The 20,340-nt window shown below is 53.1% G+C and carries 20 protein-coding genes; 11 read left to right on the top strand and 9 right to left on the bottom strand.

Annotated elements, in window-relative coordinates; all coding sequences use genetic code 11:
- The first annotated feature begins 530 nt into the window (after positions 1-530).
- Positions 531-731: a hypothetical protein gene (locus tag N5C09_RS06360; RefSeq protein WP_102751249.1), complete on the top strand. Its 201-nt coding sequence runs from the start codon at positions 531-533 to the stop codon at positions 729-731.
- Positions 732-777: 46 nt separating this feature from the next.
- Here N5C09_RS06360 and N5C09_RS06365 read toward each other — a convergent pair whose 3' ends face one another.
- Complete coding sequence (locus N5C09_RS06365; protein WP_279748686.1) at positions 778-1,644, bottom strand: aldo/keto reductase family oxidoreductase; 867 nt, start codon at positions 1,642-1,644, stop codon at positions 778-780.
- A gap of 144 nt (positions 1,645-1,788) precedes the next feature.
- Here N5C09_RS06365 and N5C09_RS06370 point away from each other — a divergent pair, with 144 nt between their 5' ends.
- Positions 1,789-3,450, top strand: a complete 1,662-nt coding sequence (locus tag N5C09_RS06370) for a methyl-accepting chemotaxis protein (RefSeq protein ID WP_279748687.1) — start codon at positions 1,789-1,791, stop codon at positions 3,448-3,450.
- A 36-nt stretch (positions 3,451-3,486) separates the two neighbouring features.
- Here N5C09_RS06370 and smrA read toward each other — a convergent pair whose 3' ends face one another.
- From smrA to N5C09_RS06390, 4 genes are all read right to left on the bottom strand, one after another.
- Positions 3,487-4,050, bottom strand: coding sequence for a DNA endonuclease SmrA (gene smrA / locus N5C09_RS06375; RefSeq protein WP_063866853.1), 564 nt, complete (start codon positions 4,048-4,050; stop codon positions 3,487-3,489).
- A 339-nt stretch (positions 4,051-4,389) separates the two neighbouring features.
- A complete protein-coding gene (locus N5C09_RS06380) occupies positions 4,390-5,901 on the bottom strand; it encodes a glucosyltransferase domain-containing protein (protein ID WP_279748688.1) in 1,512 nt (503 codons plus the stop codon).
- A complete protein-coding gene (locus tag N5C09_RS06385; protein WP_193032533.1) occupies positions 5,888-6,826 on the bottom strand; it encodes a glycosyltransferase family 2 protein in 939 nt (312 codons plus the stop codon). Before N5C09_RS06385 ends, N5C09_RS06380 begins: the two co-directional genes overlap by 14 nt.
- 2 nt (positions 6,827-6,828) lie before the next feature.
- The gene (locus N5C09_RS06390; RefSeq protein ID WP_154817052.1) at positions 6,829-7,194 is read right to left on the bottom strand and encodes a GtrA family protein; all 366 of its coding nucleotides are present in this window, start codon (positions 7,192-7,194) and stop codon (positions 6,829-6,831) included.
- Between the two features lie 174 nt (positions 7,195-7,368).
- On the opposite strand from N5C09_RS06390, the gene ogt reads away from it, so the two are divergent.
- The 3 genes from ogt (at position 7,369) to uspE (ending at position 9,909) form a co-directional block, all read left to right on the top strand.
- The gene (gene ogt, locus N5C09_RS06395) at positions 7,369-7,884 is read left to right on the top strand and encodes a methylated-DNA--[protein]-cysteine S-methyltransferase (RefSeq protein WP_193527218.1); all 516 of its coding nucleotides are present in this window, start codon (positions 7,369-7,371) and stop codon (positions 7,882-7,884) included.
- Between the two features lie 183 nt (positions 7,885-8,067).
- Entirely contained in the window at positions 8,068-8,820 is a 753-nt protein-coding gene (fnr, locus tag N5C09_RS06400) for a fumarate/nitrate reduction transcriptional regulator Fnr (RefSeq protein ID WP_000611906.1), read from the top strand.
- Positions 8,821-8,958: 138 nt separating this feature from the next.
- Entirely contained in the window at positions 8,959-9,909 is a 951-nt protein-coding gene (gene uspE, locus N5C09_RS06405; RefSeq protein ID WP_003857535.1) for a universal stress protein UspE, read from the top strand.
- 40 nt (positions 9,910-9,949) lie between these two features.
- Here uspE and N5C09_RS06410 read toward each other — a convergent pair whose 3' ends face one another.
- The 3 genes from N5C09_RS06410 to pntA form a co-directional block, all read right to left on the bottom strand.
- A complete protein-coding gene (locus N5C09_RS06410; protein WP_279748689.1) occupies positions 9,950-11,059 on the bottom strand; it encodes a mechanosensitive ion channel family protein in 1,110 nt (369 codons plus the stop codon).
- Between the two features lie 107 nt (positions 11,060-11,166).
- A complete protein-coding gene (gene pntB, locus N5C09_RS06415) occupies positions 11,167-12,555 on the bottom strand; it encodes a Re/Si-specific NAD(P)(+) transhydrogenase subunit beta (protein WP_279748691.1) in 1,389 nt (462 codons plus the stop codon).
- Between the two features lie 10 nt (positions 12,556-12,565).
- The gene (gene pntA, locus N5C09_RS06420) at positions 12,566-14,095 is read right to left on the bottom strand and encodes a Re/Si-specific NAD(P)(+) transhydrogenase subunit alpha (RefSeq protein WP_279748692.1); all 1,530 of its coding nucleotides are present in this window, start codon (positions 14,093-14,095) and stop codon (positions 12,566-12,568) included.
- A 535-nt stretch (positions 14,096-14,630) separates the two neighbouring features.
- Between pntA and ydgH the strand changes: the two genes are divergently transcribed.
- The 3 genes from ydgH (at position 14,631) to folM (ending at position 17,905) form a co-directional block, all read left to right on the top strand.
- A complete protein-coding gene (gene ydgH, locus N5C09_RS06425) occupies positions 14,631-15,575 on the top strand; it encodes a DUF1471 family protein YdgH (protein ID WP_063451508.1) in 945 nt (314 codons plus the stop codon).
- Between the two features lie 185 nt (positions 15,576-15,760).
- The gene (locus N5C09_RS06430; RefSeq protein ID WP_279748694.1) at positions 15,761-17,143 is read left to right on the top strand and encodes an amino acid permease; all 1,383 of its coding nucleotides are present in this window, start codon (positions 15,761-15,763) and stop codon (positions 17,141-17,143) included.
- Between the two features lie 39 nt (positions 17,144-17,182).
- On the top strand, positions 17,183-17,905 hold the full coding sequence (gene folM / locus N5C09_RS06435) for a dihydromonapterin reductase (RefSeq protein ID WP_064910642.1): 723 nt from the start codon (positions 17,183-17,185) through the stop codon (positions 17,903-17,905).
- On the opposite strand, the gene N5C09_RS06440 is transcribed toward folM, so the two are convergent.
- Positions 17,902-18,237, bottom strand: coding sequence for a GlpM family protein (locus tag N5C09_RS06440; protein ID WP_063451511.1), 336 nt, complete (start codon positions 18,235-18,237; stop codon positions 17,902-17,904). The two genes, folM and N5C09_RS06440, sit on opposite strands and share 4 nt — an antisense overlap.
- 127 nt (positions 18,238-18,364) lie before the next feature.
- Here N5C09_RS06440 and rstA point away from each other — a divergent pair, with 127 nt between their 5' ends.
- From rstA to iraM, 3 genes are all read left to right on the top strand, one after another.
- The gene (gene rstA, locus N5C09_RS06445) at positions 18,365-19,081 is read left to right on the top strand and encodes a two-component system response regulator RstA (protein ID WP_279748695.1); all 717 of its coding nucleotides are present in this window, start codon (positions 18,365-18,367) and stop codon (positions 19,079-19,081) included.
- A gap of 247 nt (positions 19,082-19,328) precedes the next feature.
- A complete protein-coding gene (locus N5C09_RS06450; RefSeq protein ID WP_193032538.1) occupies positions 19,329-19,589 on the top strand; it encodes a hypothetical protein in 261 nt (86 codons plus the stop codon).
- 311 nt (positions 19,590-19,900) lie between these two features.
- Positions 19,901-20,269, top strand: coding sequence for an anti-adapter protein IraM (iraM, locus tag N5C09_RS06455; protein WP_074161062.1), 369 nt, complete (start codon positions 19,901-19,903; stop codon positions 20,267-20,269).
- Positions 20,270-20,340: the final 71 nt, after the last annotated feature.

Raw genomic sequence — 20,340 nt, forward strand, 5'->3', positions numbered from 1 at the left:
AAGCATAAATTAAAAAGAGAACGTAGACAAAAGCTATTATGTGGTAAGAAATGAAAACCAGCGTAATTGCATGGGTTTAGCTGGGTGCAATAAGTGAATATCGCTAACTCCCTCGCCATCGCTGGAATATATGACCAGCCAGGCGTTGCTTAAAGGATGAATATCAGGATTTCCCGGCAAGGCCGTTCTTATAACCTCAGATTTTTACAGCTGAGCCCTCAGACAATAGATTTAATTACGCAATACCCATTAATAAGCAGAGAGATTAACCTGAATTAAGTTTCAGGCAGAAATTATTCATGGGTGTGTTAAACATTCAGTCATTAACAGAACTGTAAATGATACTTTCTGCATAAATGCGGATTCACAGCGTGGATAACGCAGACACTATATGAACACTTAATTAAGACTTCAACCATAACGACCCCAAATCACAATCACTACGCGATCACTATTCATTGACTTTACATTGAGACTAGCGCATATTTTACAGCACAAAACAGCAAGACAATTTTTGGAGGACGTTTTCAATGCCCGCCCGTGATTATCCCGATAAGCGTGTCGCTCGCGGTTTAGCAAAGGAGGCCGATCTCAGGATGTTAAGCGCCCGCATCGATCCCGCGCTGATGGAGTACATCCGCATCACTGCGTATGAAACACGGAAAAGTAAGCAGGAAATCGTGGCGGAAGCGTTAGCGCTTCACCGTCAACAGAGTCAGACTGGATCGTAAACAACAAAAGCCCGAAACATTCTCCGGGCTTCCGTTGCCGTCGGGATTACTTCACCAGCGAATTTAACGTCTCCAGCGCCTCAGGCGGTAACACCAGATCGGCTGCCGCCAGGTTTTGATGCAGATGCGCCACCGAAGAGGTTCCCGGGATCAAAAGGATATTTGGCGAGCGTTGCAGCAGCCATGCCAGCGCCACCTGCATCGGCGTCGCACCCAGTGAATCCGCCACCGCCTGTAGCCCGGAAGATTGCAGAGGCGTGAAGCCCCCCAGCGGGAAAAACGGCACCCAGGCAATCCCCTGCTCCGCCAGCGAATCGACCAGCGCATCGTCACCACGATTCACCACGTTGTACATGTTCTGTACACACACAACGGAAACCATTTTCTGCGCCTCAGCAACCTGTGAAGCGGTGACGTTGCTCAGCCCTATATGGCGAACCAGCCCCTGCTGTTGCAGCTCCGCGAGGGTGCTTAGCGGCTCGGCAATCGATCCCTCCGCCGGCCCGTGGGCGCTAAACATAATCCGCAGGTTAACCACGTCCAGCACATCCCGCTTCAGGTTACGCAGGTTGTCATGCACCGCCTGCGTCAGCTCCTGCGCGGAAAACGCCGGTAGCCAGGAGGCATCTTCACCGCGTCGGGCACCGATCTTGGTCACAATCGTGAGGTCGTCCCGGTATGGATGAAGCGCCTCGCAGATAAGCTGGTTGGTTACATGGGGGCCGTAAAAATCGCTGGTATCGATGTGATTCACGCCCGCCGCCACCGCTTCACGCAGCACCGCCAGCGCGGCATTTTTGTCTTTTGGCGGACCAAAAACCCCCGGTCCGGCAAGCTGCATTGCACCATAGCCAAACCGTTTAACCGTACGCGTTCCGAGCGTGAACGTGCCGCTTTTATCAATGCTGCTCATGCTGACCTTCCTCATAAAAATGATCCGGATTAACAACAGGTTCCGCAACGAAACCATTAGTTAAGCAATAGTAAAATTAAAGTTTAAATTCGCTACGACGATAGTATTGATGTAACCCTGCCTCTTCTCTTACGGACGACCGCTATGCTGAAAAATCTGCACGTGATTACCGGTATTCTCTTTGCCCTCACCATATTCTGTCTGCTGCAAGTTGTCACGGGAGGGTTGTTCTACTCTGCCGTTAACAACGATCGTCACAACTTTCAGAACTCCGGGTTGCTCAATGCCCAACAGGAGAGCCTGAGCGACAGCGTTAACACGCTGATTAAAACGCGCGTCACCGTCACCCGCGTGGCGATCCGCTACCTGAAAAACCAGCGTGACCCGGCTTCTCTCGCGGCGATCAACACGCTGCTGGGTACCGCGAACGGTTCGCTGACCAAAGCCGAAAGCTATTATAAGAACTGGCAGGAGATCCCGCAGGTTAACGGTCAAGATCCCGCCCTTACCGAAGAGATGCAGAAGGCCTGGCAGCACATGCACGAGGTGATGCGCTTGTCCATTGCGTATCTGCGCGCCGATAACTATCAGGCCTATGGAGACCTGGACGCCCAGCAGGCGCAGGATGAGATGGAGGCGGTCTATACCCGCTGGCGCGCCGAAAACAACGTTCTGCTGAAAGCCGCCGCCGACGAGAACCAGAGCAGCTTTACCCAGATGCAGTGGACGCTGGCGGCGATTTTCCTGACCGTTATCATCGTGCTGGTCGTGATCTGGCAGGGTTTACAGCACCTGCTATTGAGACCACTCAACGCCATCATGAACCATATTCGCACCATCGCGAGCGGCGATCTGACGCAAAACGTCGATATTTCCGGGCGCAACGAAATGGGCCAGCTGGCCGCCGGCCTGCACGAGATGCAGCAGTCGCTGGTGAGCACCGTCAGCGCCGTGCGCGGCAGCACGGATTCCATTTACACGGGCGCAGGGGAAATTGCCGCCGGGAGTAATGACCTTTCCGCCCGCACCGAGCAGCAGGCCGCCTCGCTGGAAGAGACCGCCGCCAGCATGGAAGAGCTGACGGCCACCGTCAAACAGAACTCGGATAATGCCCGTCAGGCGACGCTGCTGGCGAAGAATGCGTCTGAAACCGCCGCTCGCGGCGGTCAGGTCGTGGATAACGTGGTGCGTACCATGAATGACATCGCCGACAGTTCTCAGCAAATTGCGCACATCACCGGCGTTATCGATAGCATTGCCTTCCAGACCAACATTCTGGCGCTCAACGCCGCGGTTGAAGCAGCGCGTGCCGGGGAACAGGGTCGTGGCTTTGCGGTTGTGGCAGGTGAAGTACGAACGCTGGCCAGCCGCAGCGCGCAGGCGGCGAAAGAGATCAAAGGGCTTATTGAGAGCTCCGTCAGCCGGGTGAATACCGGCTCTGAACAGGTGAGCGAGGCGGGTGCGACCATGAAGGAGATCGTCGCGGCCGTGACGCGCGTAACCGATATTATGGGGGAAATCTCGTCGGCGTCTGACGAGCAGAGCCGCGGTATTGAACAGGTCAGCCTGGCGGTCTCGCAGATGGACAGCGTTACGCAGCAAAACGCCGCGCTGGTACAGGAATCGGCAACGGCGGCGGCCGCGCTGGAAGATCAGTCAGAACAGCTGCGGCAGGCCGTGGCGGCGTTCAGGCTGAAGGCTCAGGGTTCTCCGGCATCCCGTCCTGAAAACGTGAAAGCGCCCGCACTGCTGCGCCCTTCAACGGCAGGCGCAAATTCCTCCGACGCAAACTGGGAAACCTTCTGAGTGACGGGCGGGCGAGCCTGTCGCCCGCCTGGCTGATTAGCGGCTACGCTTGGCGTGACGCTCCCAGTTATCTCGCTTCGCTTCTTCAGATTTACGCAACGAGACATAACATGCTCCACTGCCGCCGTGATACGGCTGCGCTTCGCAAAAGGCCTGCACTTCGTCAAACTCGGTCAGCCAGCGCGCAAGATAGCTGCGCACCACGTTAGGGTGCGATTGCTGCTCACGCCCTTTACCGTGCACAATGATCAGGTTGCGCAGCCCGTCACGTCCGGCCTGGCGAATAAAGGAATACACCTGCTGGCGGCATTGCTCCGCGGGCTGGCGTAACAACGTTAAGCTGGCCTGACGGGAATATTTGCCGGAACGCAGCTTGTCAAATACCCCCTGCTGTACCCCTTCCCGCTGGAACATCAGCGGCTCTTCAAGGGGCAGCAGTTCAAGAAACCCCAGCGTCAGAAAGTTATCAAGCTGCTCGGTATCCATTTCCTGACGCGCCCGCGTGTTGCGGCTCTGCTGCCAGTGAATATCCGTGCAGCGTTTGAGCGGCTGGACATCCTCCATGGCGTCAAGGAAAAGTGATTTGTCGTCAGGGTTCATGGAAATCCTCCGGCTACATCTGAGTAAGTACTATACCTGCGCCCGTTGCGGGTCTCAACGATCAAACCGTATGCCGCAGGATAGAAATATAAACTTGGTGAATATATTAAAAATGGCACAGGAGAATGTTTAACGAGACTTAACTAAAATTTAAATATTAATACATTTAAAAAATTAAGTTAAATTTTCGTGAAATTAATCACTCTCTTTCCTGTTTTTTTAGATAAAAGCTATTATAACTTAATAAACCTGCCGAGGGAAAGAACGCGTAGGATCTGTGAAGGGAAGCACTGCTGTGTACTCATGGGCCTGACGATGTCGGCAGGCCCTGTTTTTTAATTAATGTAATTTATCGCAGGTTGTCTTATTTATATCAACATAGCGCAAGTCATCTTTGGCGTACATGATAAACTCCTTCCTGACCAGCTTATTTGGCCATTCGCAAAATTCATTAACGTTTATTGCCACTTTGATTTCGACATCACGATTATATAACTGTGCCTGGCGGGTGGGCCAGATGCTGGAGTTTAACATATACGTGTTATGTAAAATATATTTTGTGAACGGGAAATTATCGCGCACGTTGCGCACCTGGCGCAACCAGAGGCGGTTTATAGAATAATAAGGTGGAACTATAAAGACTTTTGTGGGCAGCGTGTTGTTTACAGGATAGTTTAAAATAACGTCAAGCAGCCGATCTTCATAATCATACTGCGCCCGAATAGCACCGGTAATCGCCGCGTTGAGGCTTGCCATTAAGGTAAAGAAAAGGATCCAGCCTGTGCAAAGGTATTTAAAGGCGGCTTTACGCAGATAAACCAGCGGGAAAAACCAGATAAGCATGACGAACTGATTGCCCGCCATCGCCCTTCCGGCGTAGAGCGGATCGCGTAATAATGCCTGAGGCAGCAGTGCCATCAGCAGGCCAAGCCCGCTGAGAAGTAAGAAGAGCGACAGACAGAGCCAGACGCTGCGCTGGATGACTCTGGCACGCATAGCCACGCCACACAGAGAACACAGAAACAGCCCAATCAGCACCACCCCGGCAGTGCCATAAAACGGCGAGAAAAAGATGTCCGCCAGGTTACGCAGCCGGGTGAACATTTGCGCCGGAAAAACAATGCTTAGCGTCAGAAGTTTGCTATGAATTAAGGCATAGGGTCTCAACGGCAGGAGCAGAATAAACAGCTTATAAGCGCTAAATCCGGCAAAAAGCGCAACCATCACTCGGCCATAGTGCTCCCGGAGATCGTGACTTAACGATCCCGTATCAAAGAAAGACTTGAACAAGAGCACCGCAATTATCAAAAATGGCGCCACCAGAAATAGCTGATAAAAGCAGAGAGAGGCAAAATAGCAGCCGAAAAACAGCACGTAGCCGCGCCAGCCTCTGCCGCCCATAAAGGGCAGCACCGTGAGCACAAGCGCCGCGCCCATGGTCACGGAATCGAAGCTGTACTGGATGCAGTGAATAAACCAGGGAGAAAAAACAACCGTCAAGGAGACCAGGAAACCGTTCCATGAAGGTTGGTTAATGACCTTCATATACACGACCCAGGCAGTCACCGCCACGCACAGCGCACTGATAAGCTTGGTCAACGGCGCAACGTTGACGGCGTTGATATCTGTCGGCCGGCCAAACCAGCCCGAAAGCAGCCTGATAACGATTTCCGCCGCCGGTCGACCGCTGTCAGCGTACTCTCCCCAGCCGATGCCATCGTAAAGCCCGTAGCCAACAGCATTTCGCCCAATATCGTCGTTAAACAGATAGGTCTGAGTTAACGCAGGGAAAAAATAGATAAACGCGCACAGCGCAAATAAACCCAATACGGCCGCATTATTTTTTAACATCGTCACTGCCCTCACTGTCCTGTTTGAGGATGTAGCGCGGACGCCCTTTCACCTCAATAAATATTCTGCCGATATATTCGCCCAGCACGCCGATGCTGATTAACTGAACGCCGCCGATAAATAAAATCGCAACCATTAATGAGGGGTAACCGGGAACATCATTTCCCCAGATAAGTTTGTCGATAATCATCCATAGCGCATACGTTAACGACAGGCTGGCGATGAAAAAGCCCAGGTAGGTCCAGAGCTGAAGGGGGAAAATAGAAAATGAGGTGATGCCTTCCACCGCCAGTTTCCATAACGTCCAGCCGTTAAATTTACTGGCGCCAGCCTGACGAGGTTCACGAGTATAGGTGACGACCGCCGTTTTGCCCCCTGCCCATGAGAGCAGCCCCTTCATAAACAGCGTCCTTTCCGGTAGCTGAAGGATGGCGTTTACGGTTTCCCGCGACAGTAATCTGAAATCACCGACATTCTCGACGATACCCGGCGAGCTGATTTTATTGTGCGCGCGGTAAAACCACCGGGCCGTTTGCCGTTTCAGCCAAGTATCGCACCGACGGTCGATGCGCTGGGCAAGCACGGTATCGAACCCGTCCTGCCAGCGTGCAACAAGGGCAGGAATAACATGAATGGGATCCTGTAAATCCACATCAATAGGGATCACCGCGTCACCCGTGGCCGCCCGCAGCCCCGCCAGCAGTGCCGGTTCTTTACCAAAGTTACGGCTAAACTCGACGATGCGAACGCGGCCAGAAAAGGCCTGGCTACGGATAGCCGCGACGGTATTATCGCCACTGCCATCGTCGACAAATATCAGCTCAAACGTATGATTTACGCCGTCCAGATCGCGCCGCAGCGCGTTAAAAAACAGCGGTATGGCCTGCTCCTCATTAAACACGGGAACAACCAGAGAAATAACCATATTCAATCCTTGAATATTACACAGCGAGAAAATACAAAACCTAACACCATGCTGATGAAGGAGAAAAGGCACAGCGTAAATACCGCAGGTAGATCAACAATTTCCGAAACTTTCCCCGTAGACCATGCCAGGCAGGACATTACGGCCATAAATAAAAGATACTTATGCAACGCCCGCTTTTTTTTAAAGGTCCAGACGGCGTTCACCACAAAGCTAAACGATGCTGCAAAAAAGAAGGCCGTAACGTTAGCGAGACTTTGCGGAAATGAAAATAAAAAACAGGTTAACAGGAAGACCAGCGCATGAATAATCGTGTTCGCCACGCCGACAGAGATATATCGCATGAATATAAATAAAGAAGCACGCACGTTTTAAGGTATCCCCAACAGTAACGTGCAGAGTATAGGGTGCCGCTCTCAGAAAATATTCTGATCCCGCTTAAATATAATCTGAAAAATCTACCCCTCTTGTTCCAGGGCAGGATCTTGAACAACGGCACATTTCCCGACATGATAATGTTTTTAGCTTTGCAGGTATCTCTTATGCTTACGCTGTTACAGGAATTGATTCCCACGCCTCTGGGACCTCTGTGGGTAATATGTGATGAGCAGTATCGCTTACGCGCGGTCGAGTGGCAGGAACACAGTGACCGTATGGTAGCGCTGCTGGACATTCATTACCAAAAAGAAGGCTATCAGCGCAGAGATACCGTTAACCCGGGTGGTCTTTGCGAAAAGCTTACGGCCTACTTCGAAGGCGATCTTGCCATCATTGATACTCTGCCAACCGCCACGGCGGGCACCCCTTTCCAGCGCGAGGTGTGGCAGGCGCTGCGTAATATTCCCTGCGGGCAGGTGATGCACTACGGTCAGCTGGCAGAGCAGCTTGGCCGTGCCGGTGCGGCGCGCGCCGTCGGTGCGGCAAATGGATCTAACCCCGTCAGCATTGTGGTGCCTTGCCATCGCGTGATTGGACGTAACGGCACCCTGACCGGCTATGCCGGAGGCGTTCAGCGCAAAGAGTGGCTACTGCGCCACGAAGGGTATTTTTTGCTGTAATTCCCAGGCTATTTGTGCCTAATTTTCTTCCCCTTAGGCTCATAATCCTTAATCAATCTGTGGATTTTCAAGGAGATGGCAATAAGCTGCCATCTCTTGCCTTTATTGAAGGATTGCCAGGCTTACGTCCTTACCAAAAAGATGTTAAAATTGACCAATATCAATTAAGGCTTGAGCAAACCTATGATCCCGGAAAAGCGAATTATACGACGCATTCAGTCTGGCGGTTGTGCTATCCATTGCCAGGATTGCAGCATCAGCCAGCTCTGTATCCCGTTTACCCTGAATGAGCATGAACTCGATCAGCTTGACAACATTATCGAGCGCAAAAAGCCTATTCAGAAAGGGCAGACGCTGTTTAAGGCGGGAGACGAACTGAAATCGCTCTATGCTATCCGTTCTGGCACCATCAAAAGCTACACCATTACCGAACAGGGCGACGAGCAGATCACCGGCTTCCATCTGGCAGGCGATTTAGTCGGCTTTGACGCCATCGGCAGTGGCCATCACCCGAGCTTTGCTCAGGCGCTGGAAACCTCTATGGTCTGCGAAATCCCGTTTGAAACGCTGGACGATCTGTCCGGTAAGATGCCGAACCTGCGCCAGCAGATGATGCGTCTGATGAGCGGTGAGATCAAAGGCGACCAGGATATGATCCTGCTGCTTTCCAAAAAGAATGCGGAAGAGCGTCTGGCCGCGTTTATCTACAACCTCTCCCGTCGTTTCGCGGAACGCGGATTCTCTCCGCGCGAGTTCCGTCTGACCATGACGCGTGGCGATATTGGTAACTATCTGGGCCTGACCGTGGAAACCATCAGTCGTCTGCTGGGTCGTTTCCAGAAGAGCGGAATGCTGGCGGTTAAAGGTAAGTACATCACCATCGAAAACGGTGAAGCGCTGGCGATTCTGGCCGGACACTCCCGCAACGTCGCATAACCCGCCCGGATAACGAATGCCAGGTCGATAAATTTTCATGATTTATTGATCTGGCAAAAACTTCCCCCCTGTTTCATTCAAGATATATAGGTTACTCTTTTACTTACAGACTGTGGTGACAGTTGTAAGGAGACCTGTATGGCAAAGTATCAAAACATGCTGGTGGCTATCGATCCGAATCAGGACGATCAGCCAGCATTACGACGTGCTGTGTATTTACATCAACGGATTGGTGGCAAAATTAAAGCCTTTTTGCCGATTTATGACTTCTCATACGAGATGACCACCCTTCTGTCGCCTGACGAGCGTACCGCTATGCGTCAGGGAGTGATCAGCCAACGTACCGCGTGGATCCGCGAGCAGGCGAAATATTACCTGGAAGCGGGCGTACCTATCGATATTAAAGTGGTCTGGCACAACCGCCCTTTCGAAGCCATTATTCAGGAAGTGGTGGCCGGTGGGCATGACCTGCTGCTGAAAATGGCGCACCAGCACGACAAACTGGAATCCGTGATTTTCACGCCGACCGACTGGCACCTGCTGCGCAAATGCCCTTGCCCGGTATGGATGGTGAAAGATCAGCCGTGGCCTGAAGGCGGGAAAGCGGTCGTGGCGGTCAATCTGGCCAGCGAAGAGGATTATCATAATTCGCTGAACGAGAAGCTGGTGAAGGAGACACTTCAGCTTGCCGACCAGGTTAACCACACCGAAGTCCATCTGGTGGGAGCGTATCCGGTTACGCCAATCAATATCGCCATTGAGCTGCCTGAATTTGACCCGAGCGTGTATAACGACGCGATTCGCGGCCAGCATCTGCTGGCAATGAAAGCGTTGCGCCAGAAATTCAGCATCGATGAGAACATGACGCACGTAGAAAAAGGATTACCGGAGGAGGTTATTCCGGACCTGGCAGAGCATTTGCAGGCCGGTATTGTGGTGCTGGGCACCATTGGCCGCACCGGGATTTCTGCCGCGTTTCTGGGGAACACCGCCGAGCAGGTGATCGACCATCTGCGCTGCGACCTGCTGGTTATCAAGCCGGATCAGTATCAGACGCCGGTTGAACTGGACGATGAAGAAGACGATTGACCCAAAATGAAAGCCCGCCGGTAACGGCGGGCTTTTTTTATTACGCCTCGCTCAACCGCTGGGCAGGTGCCTCGTCGCTGGCGTCCATCCAGGGCGCGTGAAGAACCATGCTCGGCAGCGCCAGCTTAATCTCCTGCTGATTCAGCCCTTCCAGAATACGGATATTGATCTCCTGCTGAATATCCATGTACTTGTTGTAATCCGCCGTATTAACGATATGAACCACCTCGAAGGTCAAACGATCGCGATCGAAGCCCAGGAAATGGGCGCGGTCAAACTTCGTTTCCCCGACGTCGGTAATGATCTGTTTAACCATCTCACCCACAGAACGCAGTTTATCCGGCGCCGTGTCGCTGGCGACGCCGAAGGTAAAGACGATTCGGCGCGTTTGCATCCGCTTATAGTTATGCAGCGTCTGTTGCAGCAGGATGGCGTTCCCGCAGACAATCTGCTCCCCGCTCAGGCTGCGGATACGGGTGGTTTTCAGACCGATGTGCTCGACCGTGCCGGCGACATCGTTAAACACCACAAAATCGCCAATTTCGAACGGCTTATCAAAACCGATGGAGAGCGAGGCGAACACGTCGCTCAGGATCGTTTGCACCGCGAGGGCGATTGCAATACCCCCTACCCCAAGGCTGGCAACCAGAGCAGTGATGTTGACGCCCGCGTTAGCAAGAATAGACAGCAGCATCACTGACCAGACAATGGCACGGAGGATGAGCCCCGTGATCACCAGCGTAACCGGGTTTTTATGGCTTCCCGGTGCCAGCATGACGTGACGAAGCCACGACACAACCCCCTGATCCATCCACAGCGCCACCTGAATGGCGAAGACCAGGAACCAGGCGTGGCTCACGGTGCCAAAGAGATGGTCCGGTAAGTCAACGAAGCGCAGGCTGAACAACAGCGCCACGACAAACAGCAGGACGCGGCTGGTGCGGTTAAGCATATCCGTCAGGATAAAGCGCATCCGGTTGGTGGTGGGATGCTTGTCGCCCCAGGTGGTGATGCCTTTCTTCACGAAGGCGATCAGGCGCGTCAGCAGCCAGTATACCAGCAGCGTCACAATGACCACCGTGGCGACGCCAATCCAGAATGATGGCGTCATCATCAGCGCGATGATGTCGAAGCGGGACAGAAATTGCATTACACCTCCTCGTATTACACAAAGGGTAAAGTATAGACAGAGGAGAATGGCTGACCGCAGAAATAAGAAAACCGCCCCAGGGGGCGGTTTGGCAGGATGAAGCGAAATTAAAGCGATTTCAGAATCGCATCCACGCTGGCCTTGGCGTCGCCAAACAGCATGTGGGTGTTCTCTTTAAAGAACAGCGGGTTCTGCACGCCAGCGTAGCCGGTATTCATAGAGCGTTTGAGGACAATGACGTTCTGCGCCTTCCACACTTCCAGAACCGGCATGCCCGCAATCGGGCTGCGCGGATCGTCCTGCGCTGCCGGGTTAACGGTGTCGTTGGCGCCAATCACCAGCACGGTGTCGGTATCGGCGAAATCATCGTTGATCTCGTCCATTTCCAGCACGATGTCGTAAGGCACCTTCGCTTCCGCCAGCAGCACGTTCATGTGGCCTGGCAGACGCCCCGCCACCGGGTGAATACCAAAGCGCACCTTGATACCGCGCGCACGCAGTTTTTCCGTGATTTCCGCCACCGGATACTGCGCCTGCGCCACCGCCATGCCGTAGCCCGGGGTAATGATGACGGAATGCGAGTTTTTCAGCATCTCAGCGGTGTCTTCCGCGCTGATCTCTCTGTGTTCGCCCACTTCTTCGTCAGAGCCGGTAGAAGAACCGTCAGAGCCGAAGCCCCCCGCGATGACGCTGATAAACGAACGGTTCATCGCCTTACACATGATGTAGGACAGGATCGCACCGGAAGAACCGACCAGCGCACCGGTGACAATCAGCAGGTCGTTGCTCAGCATAAAGCCTGCCGCCGCCGCTGCCCAACCGGAGTAGGAGTTCAGCATGGAAACGACCACCGGCATATCTGCCCCACCGATAGACGCCACCAGATGCCAGCCGAACGCCAGCGCGATAATGGTCATCACCAGTAACGCCAGCACCTGCAAGCCTACGCTTTCGGTGCGCACGAAGATCACCAGCAGCACAAAGGAAACGACCAGCGCCGCCAGGTTCAGCTTGTGGCGGTTAGGCAGCATCAGCGGCTTAGACGAAATCTTACCGCGCAGCTTGCCGAACGCCACAATCGACCCGGTGAAGGTCACTGCACCGATGAAGATGCCGAGGAACACTTCAGTCAGGTGAATGTTAACCAGAATCGGCTCCAGGCCCGGTTCGTGGTACAGGTAGCTGTTAAAGCCCACCAGCACCGCAGCCAGACCCACGAAGCTGTGCAGAATAGCAACCAGCTCCGGCATCTCGGTCATTTCAACGCGTTTCGCCAGACGAATACCAATCGCGCCGCCGATGATCATCGCCACCATGATCCACGCCACGTTGCCGGTGTCCGGCCCGAAGATGGTGGCAATCAGCGCAATCGCCATCCCGGCGATACCAAAGTTATTTCCCTGCTGAGACGTTTCGTGTTTGGAAAGCCCCGCCAGACTGAAAATAAACAGGATTGCAGCAACAATGTATGCGGCTGTGACTAATCCTCCAGACATATGCTACCCCTTAGCCTTTACGAAACATTTTCAGCATGCGCTGAGTCACGGTGAAACCACCGAAAATATTGATGCTGGCGATCAGTACCGCAATAAAGCTCAGGAAGCTGATCCAGCCGCCGTGACCAATTTGCAGCAATGCCCCAACCACGATAATCCCGGAGATGGCATTGGTGACCGACATCAGCGGCGTATGCAGCGCATGGGAGACGTTCCATACAACGTAGTAACCGACCACGCAGGAGAGCGCGAAGACGGTGAAGTGGCCAAGGAACTCTTTTGGCGCGACGTCCGCCAGCCAGCCAAACAGGATAATGACCAGCGCCATGATGGCGTATTTGCGCCACGGTGATGCCGGTTTCGCTGGCTCAACGGGCTCCGGCGCCGCTTTCGGGGCAGCCTGAGGCTGAGCAGAAACCTGAATCGGCGGTGCAGGCCAGGTGATTTCACCTTCGCGCACCACGGTCACGCCGCGCACCACCACATCATCAAAATCAACGGTGATGTTGCCGTCTTTCTCTTTGCAAAGCAGTTTCAGCAGGTTAACGAGGTTCGTGCCGTACAGTTGAGAGGATTGGGTTGGCAGACGCCCCGGCAGATCGGTATAGCCGATCACCTTCACACCGTTCGCGGTCGTTGTGACCTGATTTGGCACGGTATATTCACAGTTACCGCCGTTTTGCGCCGCCAGATCGACAATCACGCTACCCGACTGCATGGAGTCTACCATTTCACGGGTAATCAGCTTCGGTGCCGGTTTACCCGGAATAAGCGCGGTGGTGACAATAATGTCCACCTCCTTCGCCTGCGCTGCAAAAAGCGCCATTTCCGCTTTGATGAAGGCTTCAGACATGACCTTGGCGTAACCATCACCGCTGCCCGCCTCTTCCTTGAAGTCCAGCTCAAGGAACTCGGCGCCCATACTCTGCACCTGCTCCTTCACTTCCGGCCGGGTGTCAAACGCGCGGACAATAGCGCCCAGGCTGTTTGCCGCCCCGATAGCGGCAAGGCCTGCCACCCCGGCACCAATCACCATCACTTTTGCGGGTGGTACTTTACCTGCCGCCGTAATTTGACCGGTAAAGAAGCGACCAAACTCATGAGCAGCTTCGACAATGGCGCGATAACCGGCAATGTTCGCCATAGAGCTCAGCGCATCCAGAGACTGCGCGCGCGAAATACGCGGCACGGAGTCCATTGCCATCACGGTGACGCCGCGTGCCGCCAGCTTCTCCATCAGCTCCGGGTTTTGGGCTGGCCAGATAAAGCTCACCAGCGTAGTGCCCGCGTTCAGCAGTTCAATTTCACTCTCTTCCGGTGCATTGACCTTCAGAATAATGGGTGATTGCCAGACTTCAGCACCGTCCACGACGTCCGCGCCAGCCTGAATAAAGGCCTCGTCATCGAAACTCGCCAGTTTGCCCGCGCCGCTTTCAATCGCGACGGTAAAACCCAGCTTAAGCAGTTGCTCCACCGTTTTCGGTGTTGCCGCTACGCGGGTTTCATTGGCTAACCGTTCTTTTGGTACCCCAATACGCATAGTTTTCCCTTCCATCGGTTTTTGATGATGGTTTGTCGATAATAGCCCGCGGTTTGTATCAATTTTCGCCAGCGTGATAGCGGCGGAGAATGATTAACCCCGGAAAATAAAACAGTAACAAACTTTCTATAACCTACTGAAAATAGCGCCCGCGATCTACCGCCAGAAAACACTATTTATTACTTTATCTGTGAAAAATAAGCGATCGGGGTCACTGACAGAGATATTTACCTTAAATTCGCCTTCAGGACCGATAAATCGCGCAAGCGAAGCGGTAAAAACATGATATAGCGCCATAAAAGAACAACTCATTAACATTAAATTAACTTGTAAAAGTCATATGCTTTATCAGTTTTGCTTGTCAAACGTCTGTTTTTTCCACATATCACTAAATGTTATCGAATCAGACCCTTTGGTGAGCACAGGCTGTGAAAAATGCCGCAGACAGCGACGGGTGTTAAATGCCATAATCGGGACCGTCTCAAATTAACAACAACACCAGTACATGGTTTGCGCAAGGCGAAGGATTATTTTTATGAAGCTTAAGAACACACTCCTGGCGTCCGCACTTCTTTCCGCGACCGCCCTGTCTGCGAATGCCGCGACAGAGTTAACGCCGGAGCAAGCGGCAGCGTTAAAACCTTTTGACCATACGGTCATTGTGGGTCGCTATAACTCCATTGGCGATGCCGTCGCCGCTGCATCAAAAGCCGCCGATAAAAACGGCGCTGCCTCGTTTTACGTTGTTGACCAGTCCGATCAGGGCAACAGCGGCAACCAGCGCGTGACCGTTGCGCTGTACAAAGAGAATGCCCCAAAAGCGGATGAACAGAAAAACCGCGTGATTAACGGCATTGTTGAACTGCCGAAAGATCAGGCCGTTCAGCTGGAACCGTATGATACCGTTACCGTTCAGGGCTTCTACCGCAGCCAGCCTGAAGTTAACGATGCCATCACCAAAGCCGCGAGAGAAAAAGGCGCTTACGCGTTTTACATCGTGCGTCAGGTAGATGCCAACCAGGGTGGAAACCAGCGCATCACCGCCTTCATCTATAAGCAAGATGCGAAAAAACGCGTGGTGCAAAGCCCGGATGCGATTCCAGCGGATTCAGACGCCGGTCGCGCTGCGTTAGCGAAAGGCGGTGAAGAAGCGAAGAAAGTTGAAATCCCGGGCGTAGCAACGTCTGCTGCACCAAGCGCTGAAGTGGGCCGTTTCTTTGAAACCCAATCCACGAAAGGCGGCCGTTATACCGTTACGTTGCCAGACGGCACGAAAATTGAAGAGCTGAACAAAGCCACCGCCGCGCAGATGGTGCCATTCGACAGCATCAAGTTTACGGGCAACTACGGCAACATGACGGAAATCTCCTATCAGGTGGCGAAGCGTGCCGCGAAGAAAGGTGCGAAGTACTACCACATCACCCGCCAGTGGCAGGAACGTGGTAACAACCTGACCATCAGCGCCGATCTGTACAAGTAACAAAACGGTTTCACAAAGGCGGCACACTGCCGCCTTTTTTGTTACTTTTTTTCTGATTTCTGCCCCACGTCATTGCATGCATCCGTCACACTCCGTAAAATCCCGCGCCTTAGTGTGATCCACCATTTTTATGCGCCTTAGCGAAATAATTATTCTGGGTTTGGACCTTTCATAACAGGAAGCCAATGGAAAAGAAACTTGGCCTGAGTGCTTTAACTGCACTTGTATTGAGCTCAATGCTGGGCGCGGGCGTATTCAGTTTGCCGCAGAACATGGCGGCCGTTGCCAGCCCTGCCGCATTACTGATTGGCTGGGGCATTACCGGTGTCGGGATTTTGCTGCTGGCGTTCGCCATGCTGCTGCTGACCCGTATTCGCCCGGATCTGGACGGCGGAATATTCACTTACGCCCGTGAAGGTTTCGGCGAGCTGATTGGCTTCTGCTCCGCCTGGGGTTACTGGCTGTGTGCGGTGATCGCTAACGTCTCCTATCTGGTTATCGTCTTCTCGGCACTCAGTTTCTTTACCGATACGCCCGAGCTGCGCCTGTTTGGTGACGGCAATACCTGGCAATCCATCGTCGGTGCCTCGGTGCTGCTGTGGATCGTCCACTGGCTGATTTTGCGCGGTGTCCAGACCGCAGCCAGCATCAACATGGTGGCGACGCTGGCCAAGCTGGTGCCGCTTGGCCTGTTCGTCGTACTGGCCTTCCTTGCCTTCCGTCTCGATGTGTTTACGCTCGATTTCAGCGGCATTGCGCTGGGCGTCCCCGTCTGGGAACAGGTAAAAAATACCATGCTGATCACCCTGTGGGTGTTCATCGGTGTTGAAGGGGCCGTCGTGGTCTCTGCCCGCGCGCGCAACAAGCGCGACGTGGGACGCGCCACGCTGCTGGCCGTCCTGGCGGCGCTGGGCGTATATCTGCTGGTGACGCTGCTGTCGCTCGGCGTGGTGGCCCGCCCTGAACTGGCGGAAATGCGTAATCCGTCCATGGCCGGGCTGATGGTGAAGATGATGGGCCCCTGGGGTGACGTGATAATCGCGGCGGGTTTAATCGTCTCCGTCTGCGGCGCGTACCTGAGCTGGACCATTATGGCCGCGGAAGTGCCGTTCCTGGCCGCCACGCATAAAGCCTTCCCGCGCCTCTTTGCCCGTCAGAACAAAAACAGCGCGCCATCGGCCTCGCTGTGGCTCACCAATATCAGCGTGCAGGTTTGTCTGGTGCTGATCTGGCTCACAGGTTCGGACTATAACACGCTGCTGACCATCGCCTCCGAGATGATTCTGGTACCCTATTTCTTAGTGGGTGCATATCTGTTAAAAATTGCGACCCGCCCGGCACACTATGCGGTCGGCGTAGGTGCCTGTATTTACGGTCTATGGTTGTTGTATGCTTCCGGCCCGATGCATCTGCTGCTGTCTGTGGTGCTTTACGCGCCGGGCCTGCTGGTGTTTATCTATGCTCGCCGTACGCATCAGCTTGATAACGCCCTTAAACGCCGCGAAATGGCGTTGATAGGTCTGCTGTTAGTCGCTGCCGTGCCGGCAACGTGGATGTTAATGGGATAGCGCCGCCTGTCCCATTGTTCAACTGAAAAGGAGATTACGATGGGACACTCGCAGCAACGCCCAATATTGATCACTGGCGCAGGCCGTCGCATCGGCCTCGCCCTCGCCCATCACTTTCTCAATCTTCGCCATCCGGTTATCGTCAGTTACCGAACGGAGTATCCCTCCATTGAAGGGCTTCGAAATGCCGGTGCGGTATGCATTCAGGCGGATTTCTCCACGGATGAAGGCATCCTCGCCTTTGCGGAAAACGTAAAATCCACCACCCACGGGCTTCGGGCGATTATTCATAACGCCAGCACCTGGCTTCCTGAAAAAGCCGGACATTCGCTCAGCGAAACGCTTGCCTGCATGATGCAGATCCACGTTAATGCGCCCTATCTGCTTAACCATGCCCTACAGGATCTGCTGCGCGGACACGGCCATGCCGCAGGCGACATTATCCATTTCACCGATTACGTGGTGGAGCGAGGAAGCGACAAACACATCGCCTACGCGGCCAGCAAAGCCGCCCTGGATAATATGACCCGCTCGTTTGCGCGCAAGCTGGCGCCCGAGGTGAAGGTCAACGCGATTGCTCCGGCGATGATTTTGTTCAACGAGGGCGATGATGCCGAGTATCGCCAGCAGGCGCTCAACAAGTCGCTGATGAAAATCGCGCCCGGCGAGAAAGAAGTGATCGACCTGATCGATTATCTGCTGACCAGCTGCTACGTCACGGGCCGAACGTTTGCCGTGGACGGTGGCCGTCCGCTGCGCTAGTGAAAGCGGCTCCAGAAGAATATGAGTACCCAGGCGCTGAGGCTCCAGCAGACCACCGCCCCGCCCAGCGCCACGGGCAGACGCAGAAACCCGGTGAAGTACCACAGCGACAGCAGATAGATAAAATACGGGATGATTGACCACATCCCGAAGACGATCGTGGCGCGCAGCGCCTCAATACCCCGCTCGGAGGCCACGATATAGTGTGCGATTAACGCAAAGGTCGGGAACAGCGGGATCAGCCCGGCAATGTAATAGTTCTTCGTTTTAGCCAGCACCCCAATCAGTAACACCACCAGCGCACCCAGCGCGGCTTTTATCACCAGCCCCATGCTTTTCCCTTAACAATCAAATAACAATGCTACGCAGCATAACGGAACTCCGGCTAATTGAGAAAGATTAATGGAAGGTTAAGGTTGCGCGGTGTATGTTGACGTTTTTCGCGATGACAGACGTAGTATGAATAAGATTGTTTATGTTGAAGATGAACCCGAAGTGGGGCAATTGATCGCCGCTTATCTGGGTAAACATGATATGGACGTGGTTGTCGAGCCTCGTGGCGATCGCGCTGAGGACGTCGTCACCCGCGAAAATCCGGATCTGGTGCTGCTGGATATCATGCTGCCCGGAAAAGATGGCATGACGCTCTGCCGGGATCTGCGCGCGAAGTGGGACGGCCCGATCGTGCTGCTGACTTCGCTGGACAGCGATATGAATCATATTCTGTCGCTTGAGATGGGCGCGAATGACTACATCCTCAAAACCACGCCCCCGGCGGTCCTGCTTGCCCGCTTACGCCTGCATCTGCGCCAGCACGCCAGCGCCGAACGTGATGCGCCTGCGCCTTCTTTAACGCCGCATAAAGCGATGCGGTTCGGCACGCTTTCTATCGACCCGGTTAACCGCCAGGTTACGCTTTCCGGTGAGCTGATTGCGCTCTCAACCGCAGATTTTGACCTGCTGTGGGAGCTGGCAACCCATGCCGGGCAAATTATGGACCGGGACGCGTTGCTGAAAAATTTGCGCGGCGTCAGTTACGACGGGATGGATCGCAGCGTTGACGTGGCGATTTCACGTCTGCGTAAGAAACTGCTGGATAGCGCTACTGAGCCCTACCGCATCAAAACCGTGCGCAATAAAGGCTACCTGTTTGCACCGCACGCCTGGGAAACCTGATGGTGCCCGGCGCATAAGACTTTTCTTGCTATTACAGCAAGATGTTGCATAATTGTACGTATGCACTTCTCCTTCTTCTTCAGGGCACATGCCAGCAGCAGCGACATAAACCAGGAACCGCTTCTGCCGCTTGCCCCAGTTCTTCTTAACCTTCAGAGCTTCTAAGCAGTGACACGCTTCTGACAGTGACGTTGCAAGCCGTACTTCTCCAAAAAAATCTTGATATGAGGATTTAAGCCCATGAAATATGTATAGCTACGATGATGTAGATAACATTAAAACCAACCTTGAATGGATTGTTCATCAAACCACAGCCAGCCAAATGCTGCCTACCCGGCACGACCAAAAAGCCCTCTTTAATCTTCTGGAACTGATCCAGACCTATGAAGCGCTCCTTGAACTGATTGACGAGCACGGTATTTCCGTCATTGATGAGGGTATCGCGGAAGGCCTGTCGATTACCGAAAAGCTGATAGCCAAAGTGAAACGTCCGGGAGACGCCATTTAATTATTTTGCGCATTGCCATTACGATGTGTTTTTCCATGGTAATGGCAATGAAACGTTCGGACAATTCCTCAAGATTACACCGAAATGTTAAATCCTTTTCTCGATCAAAATTTAACCGACACACTCCTTCCGTGAGAAAAAATCATAAAAAAAACCCTCACCTCCGTGAGGATTATATCATTGAAATGAAAGGGAATAATCTATATCCAAATAAAATAACGATCAATATCAATAAGTTACGATATTGATTAACTTGAAATCTCGTGCTAAACAAAATTACAGACTTATCATCCTAACCTGAGGGAAGCATAATGGCATGGCGCGTTTTAAGTTCTGTGATCTGTCCTAATACAGGCATTGTTTACTCCTGCATCGTTGGCCTTAAACTGATCAGATTAATTATCTGGTACGAAAGCGATATATATTTAGTGCCGGGAGACAGAATTCACCCTACGAAAAACGGCGTGTTCATTAATGGAGAATTTAGCCAGATATCACTTTATAACGTGTCACCCTACCGGGAAGCGCTATGGGAAGAGATAAAAAATAAAATGGCGTGCCCGTTTAATAAAGAAAGCGAAACAAAAACCTGTTCCTATTCAGTGCATTGTAACGCGCGAAAATGCCCGCACGGCTTTACCACTAATCCGTTAATAATAGGATTACGGCGTAATCATTAATATCGCTAACGAATAACCTATGCCTGCAATGCTCTGATTCGATAAGAAACCTTAATGAGTTGGAGCCCTTT

Origin of the sequence: Enterobacter sp. GD03975 (genome assembly GCF_029838645.1) — a bacterium.
Lineage (GTDB): Bacteria > Pseudomonadota > Gammaproteobacteria > Enterobacterales > Enterobacteriaceae > Enterobacter > Enterobacter quasihormaechei.

Bases quoted from the DNA above. Each gene is read 5' to 3' on its own strand.
- N5C09_RS06360 (WP_102751249.1), top strand. From the start codon at position 531: ATGCCCGCCCGTGATTATCCCGATAAGCGTGTCGCTCGCGGTTTAGCA.
- N5C09_RS06365 (WP_279748686.1), bottom strand. From the start codon at position 1,644: ATGAGCAGCATTGATAAAAGCGGCACGTTCACGCTCGGAACGCGTACG.
- N5C09_RS06370 (WP_279748687.1), top strand. From the start codon at position 1,789: ATGCTGAAAAATCTGCACGTGATTACCGGTATTCTCTTTGCCCTCACC.
- smrA (WP_063866853.1), bottom strand. From the start codon at position 4,050: ATGAACCCTGACGACAAATCACTTTTCCTTGACGCCATGGAGGATGTC.
- N5C09_RS06380 (WP_279748688.1), bottom strand. From the start codon at position 5,901: ATGTTAAAAAATAATGCGGCCGTATTGGGTTTATTTGCGCTGTGCGCG.
- N5C09_RS06385 (WP_193032533.1), bottom strand. From the start codon at position 6,826: ATGGTTATTTCTCTGGTTGTTCCCGTGTTTAATGAGGAGCAGGCCATA.
- ogt (WP_193527218.1), top strand. From the start codon at position 7,369: ATGCTTACGCTGTTACAGGAATTGATTCCCACGCCTCTGGGACCTCTG.
- fnr (WP_000611906.1), top strand. From the start codon at position 8,068: ATGATCCCGGAAAAGCGAATTATACGACGCATTCAGTCTGGCGGTTGT.
- uspE (WP_003857535.1), top strand. From the start codon at position 8,959: ATGGCAAAGTATCAAAACATGCTGGTGGCTATCGATCCGAATCAGGAC.
- N5C09_RS06410 (WP_279748689.1), bottom strand. From the start codon at position 11,059: ATGCAATTTCTGTCCCGCTTCGACATCATCGCGCTGATGATGACGCCA.
- pntB (WP_279748691.1), bottom strand. From the start codon at position 12,555: ATGTCTGGAGGATTAGTCACAGCCGCATACATTGTTGCTGCAATCCTG.
- pntA (WP_279748692.1), bottom strand. From the start codon at position 14,095: ATGCGTATTGGGGTACCAAAAGAACGGTTAGCCAATGAAACCCGCGTA.
- ydgH (WP_063451508.1), top strand. From the start codon at position 14,631: ATGAAGCTTAAGAACACACTCCTGGCGTCCGCACTTCTTTCCGCGACC.
- N5C09_RS06430 (WP_279748694.1), top strand. From the start codon at position 15,761: ATGGAAAAGAAACTTGGCCTGAGTGCTTTAACTGCACTTGTATTGAGC.
- folM (WP_064910642.1), top strand. From the start codon at position 17,183: ATGGGACACTCGCAGCAACGCCCAATATTGATCACTGGCGCAGGCCGT.
- N5C09_RS06440 (WP_063451511.1), bottom strand. From the start codon at position 18,237: ATGGGGCTGGTGATAAAAGCCGCGCTGGGTGCGCTGGTGGTGTTACTG.
- rstA (WP_279748695.1), top strand. From the start codon at position 18,365: ATGAATAAGATTGTTTATGTTGAAGATGAACCCGAAGTGGGGCAATTG.
- N5C09_RS06450 (WP_193032538.1), top strand. From the start codon at position 19,329: ATGTATAGCTACGATGATGTAGATAACATTAAAACCAACCTTGAATGG.
- iraM (WP_074161062.1), top strand. From the start codon at position 19,901: ATGGCATGGCGCGTTTTAAGTTCTGTGATCTGTCCTAATACAGGCATT.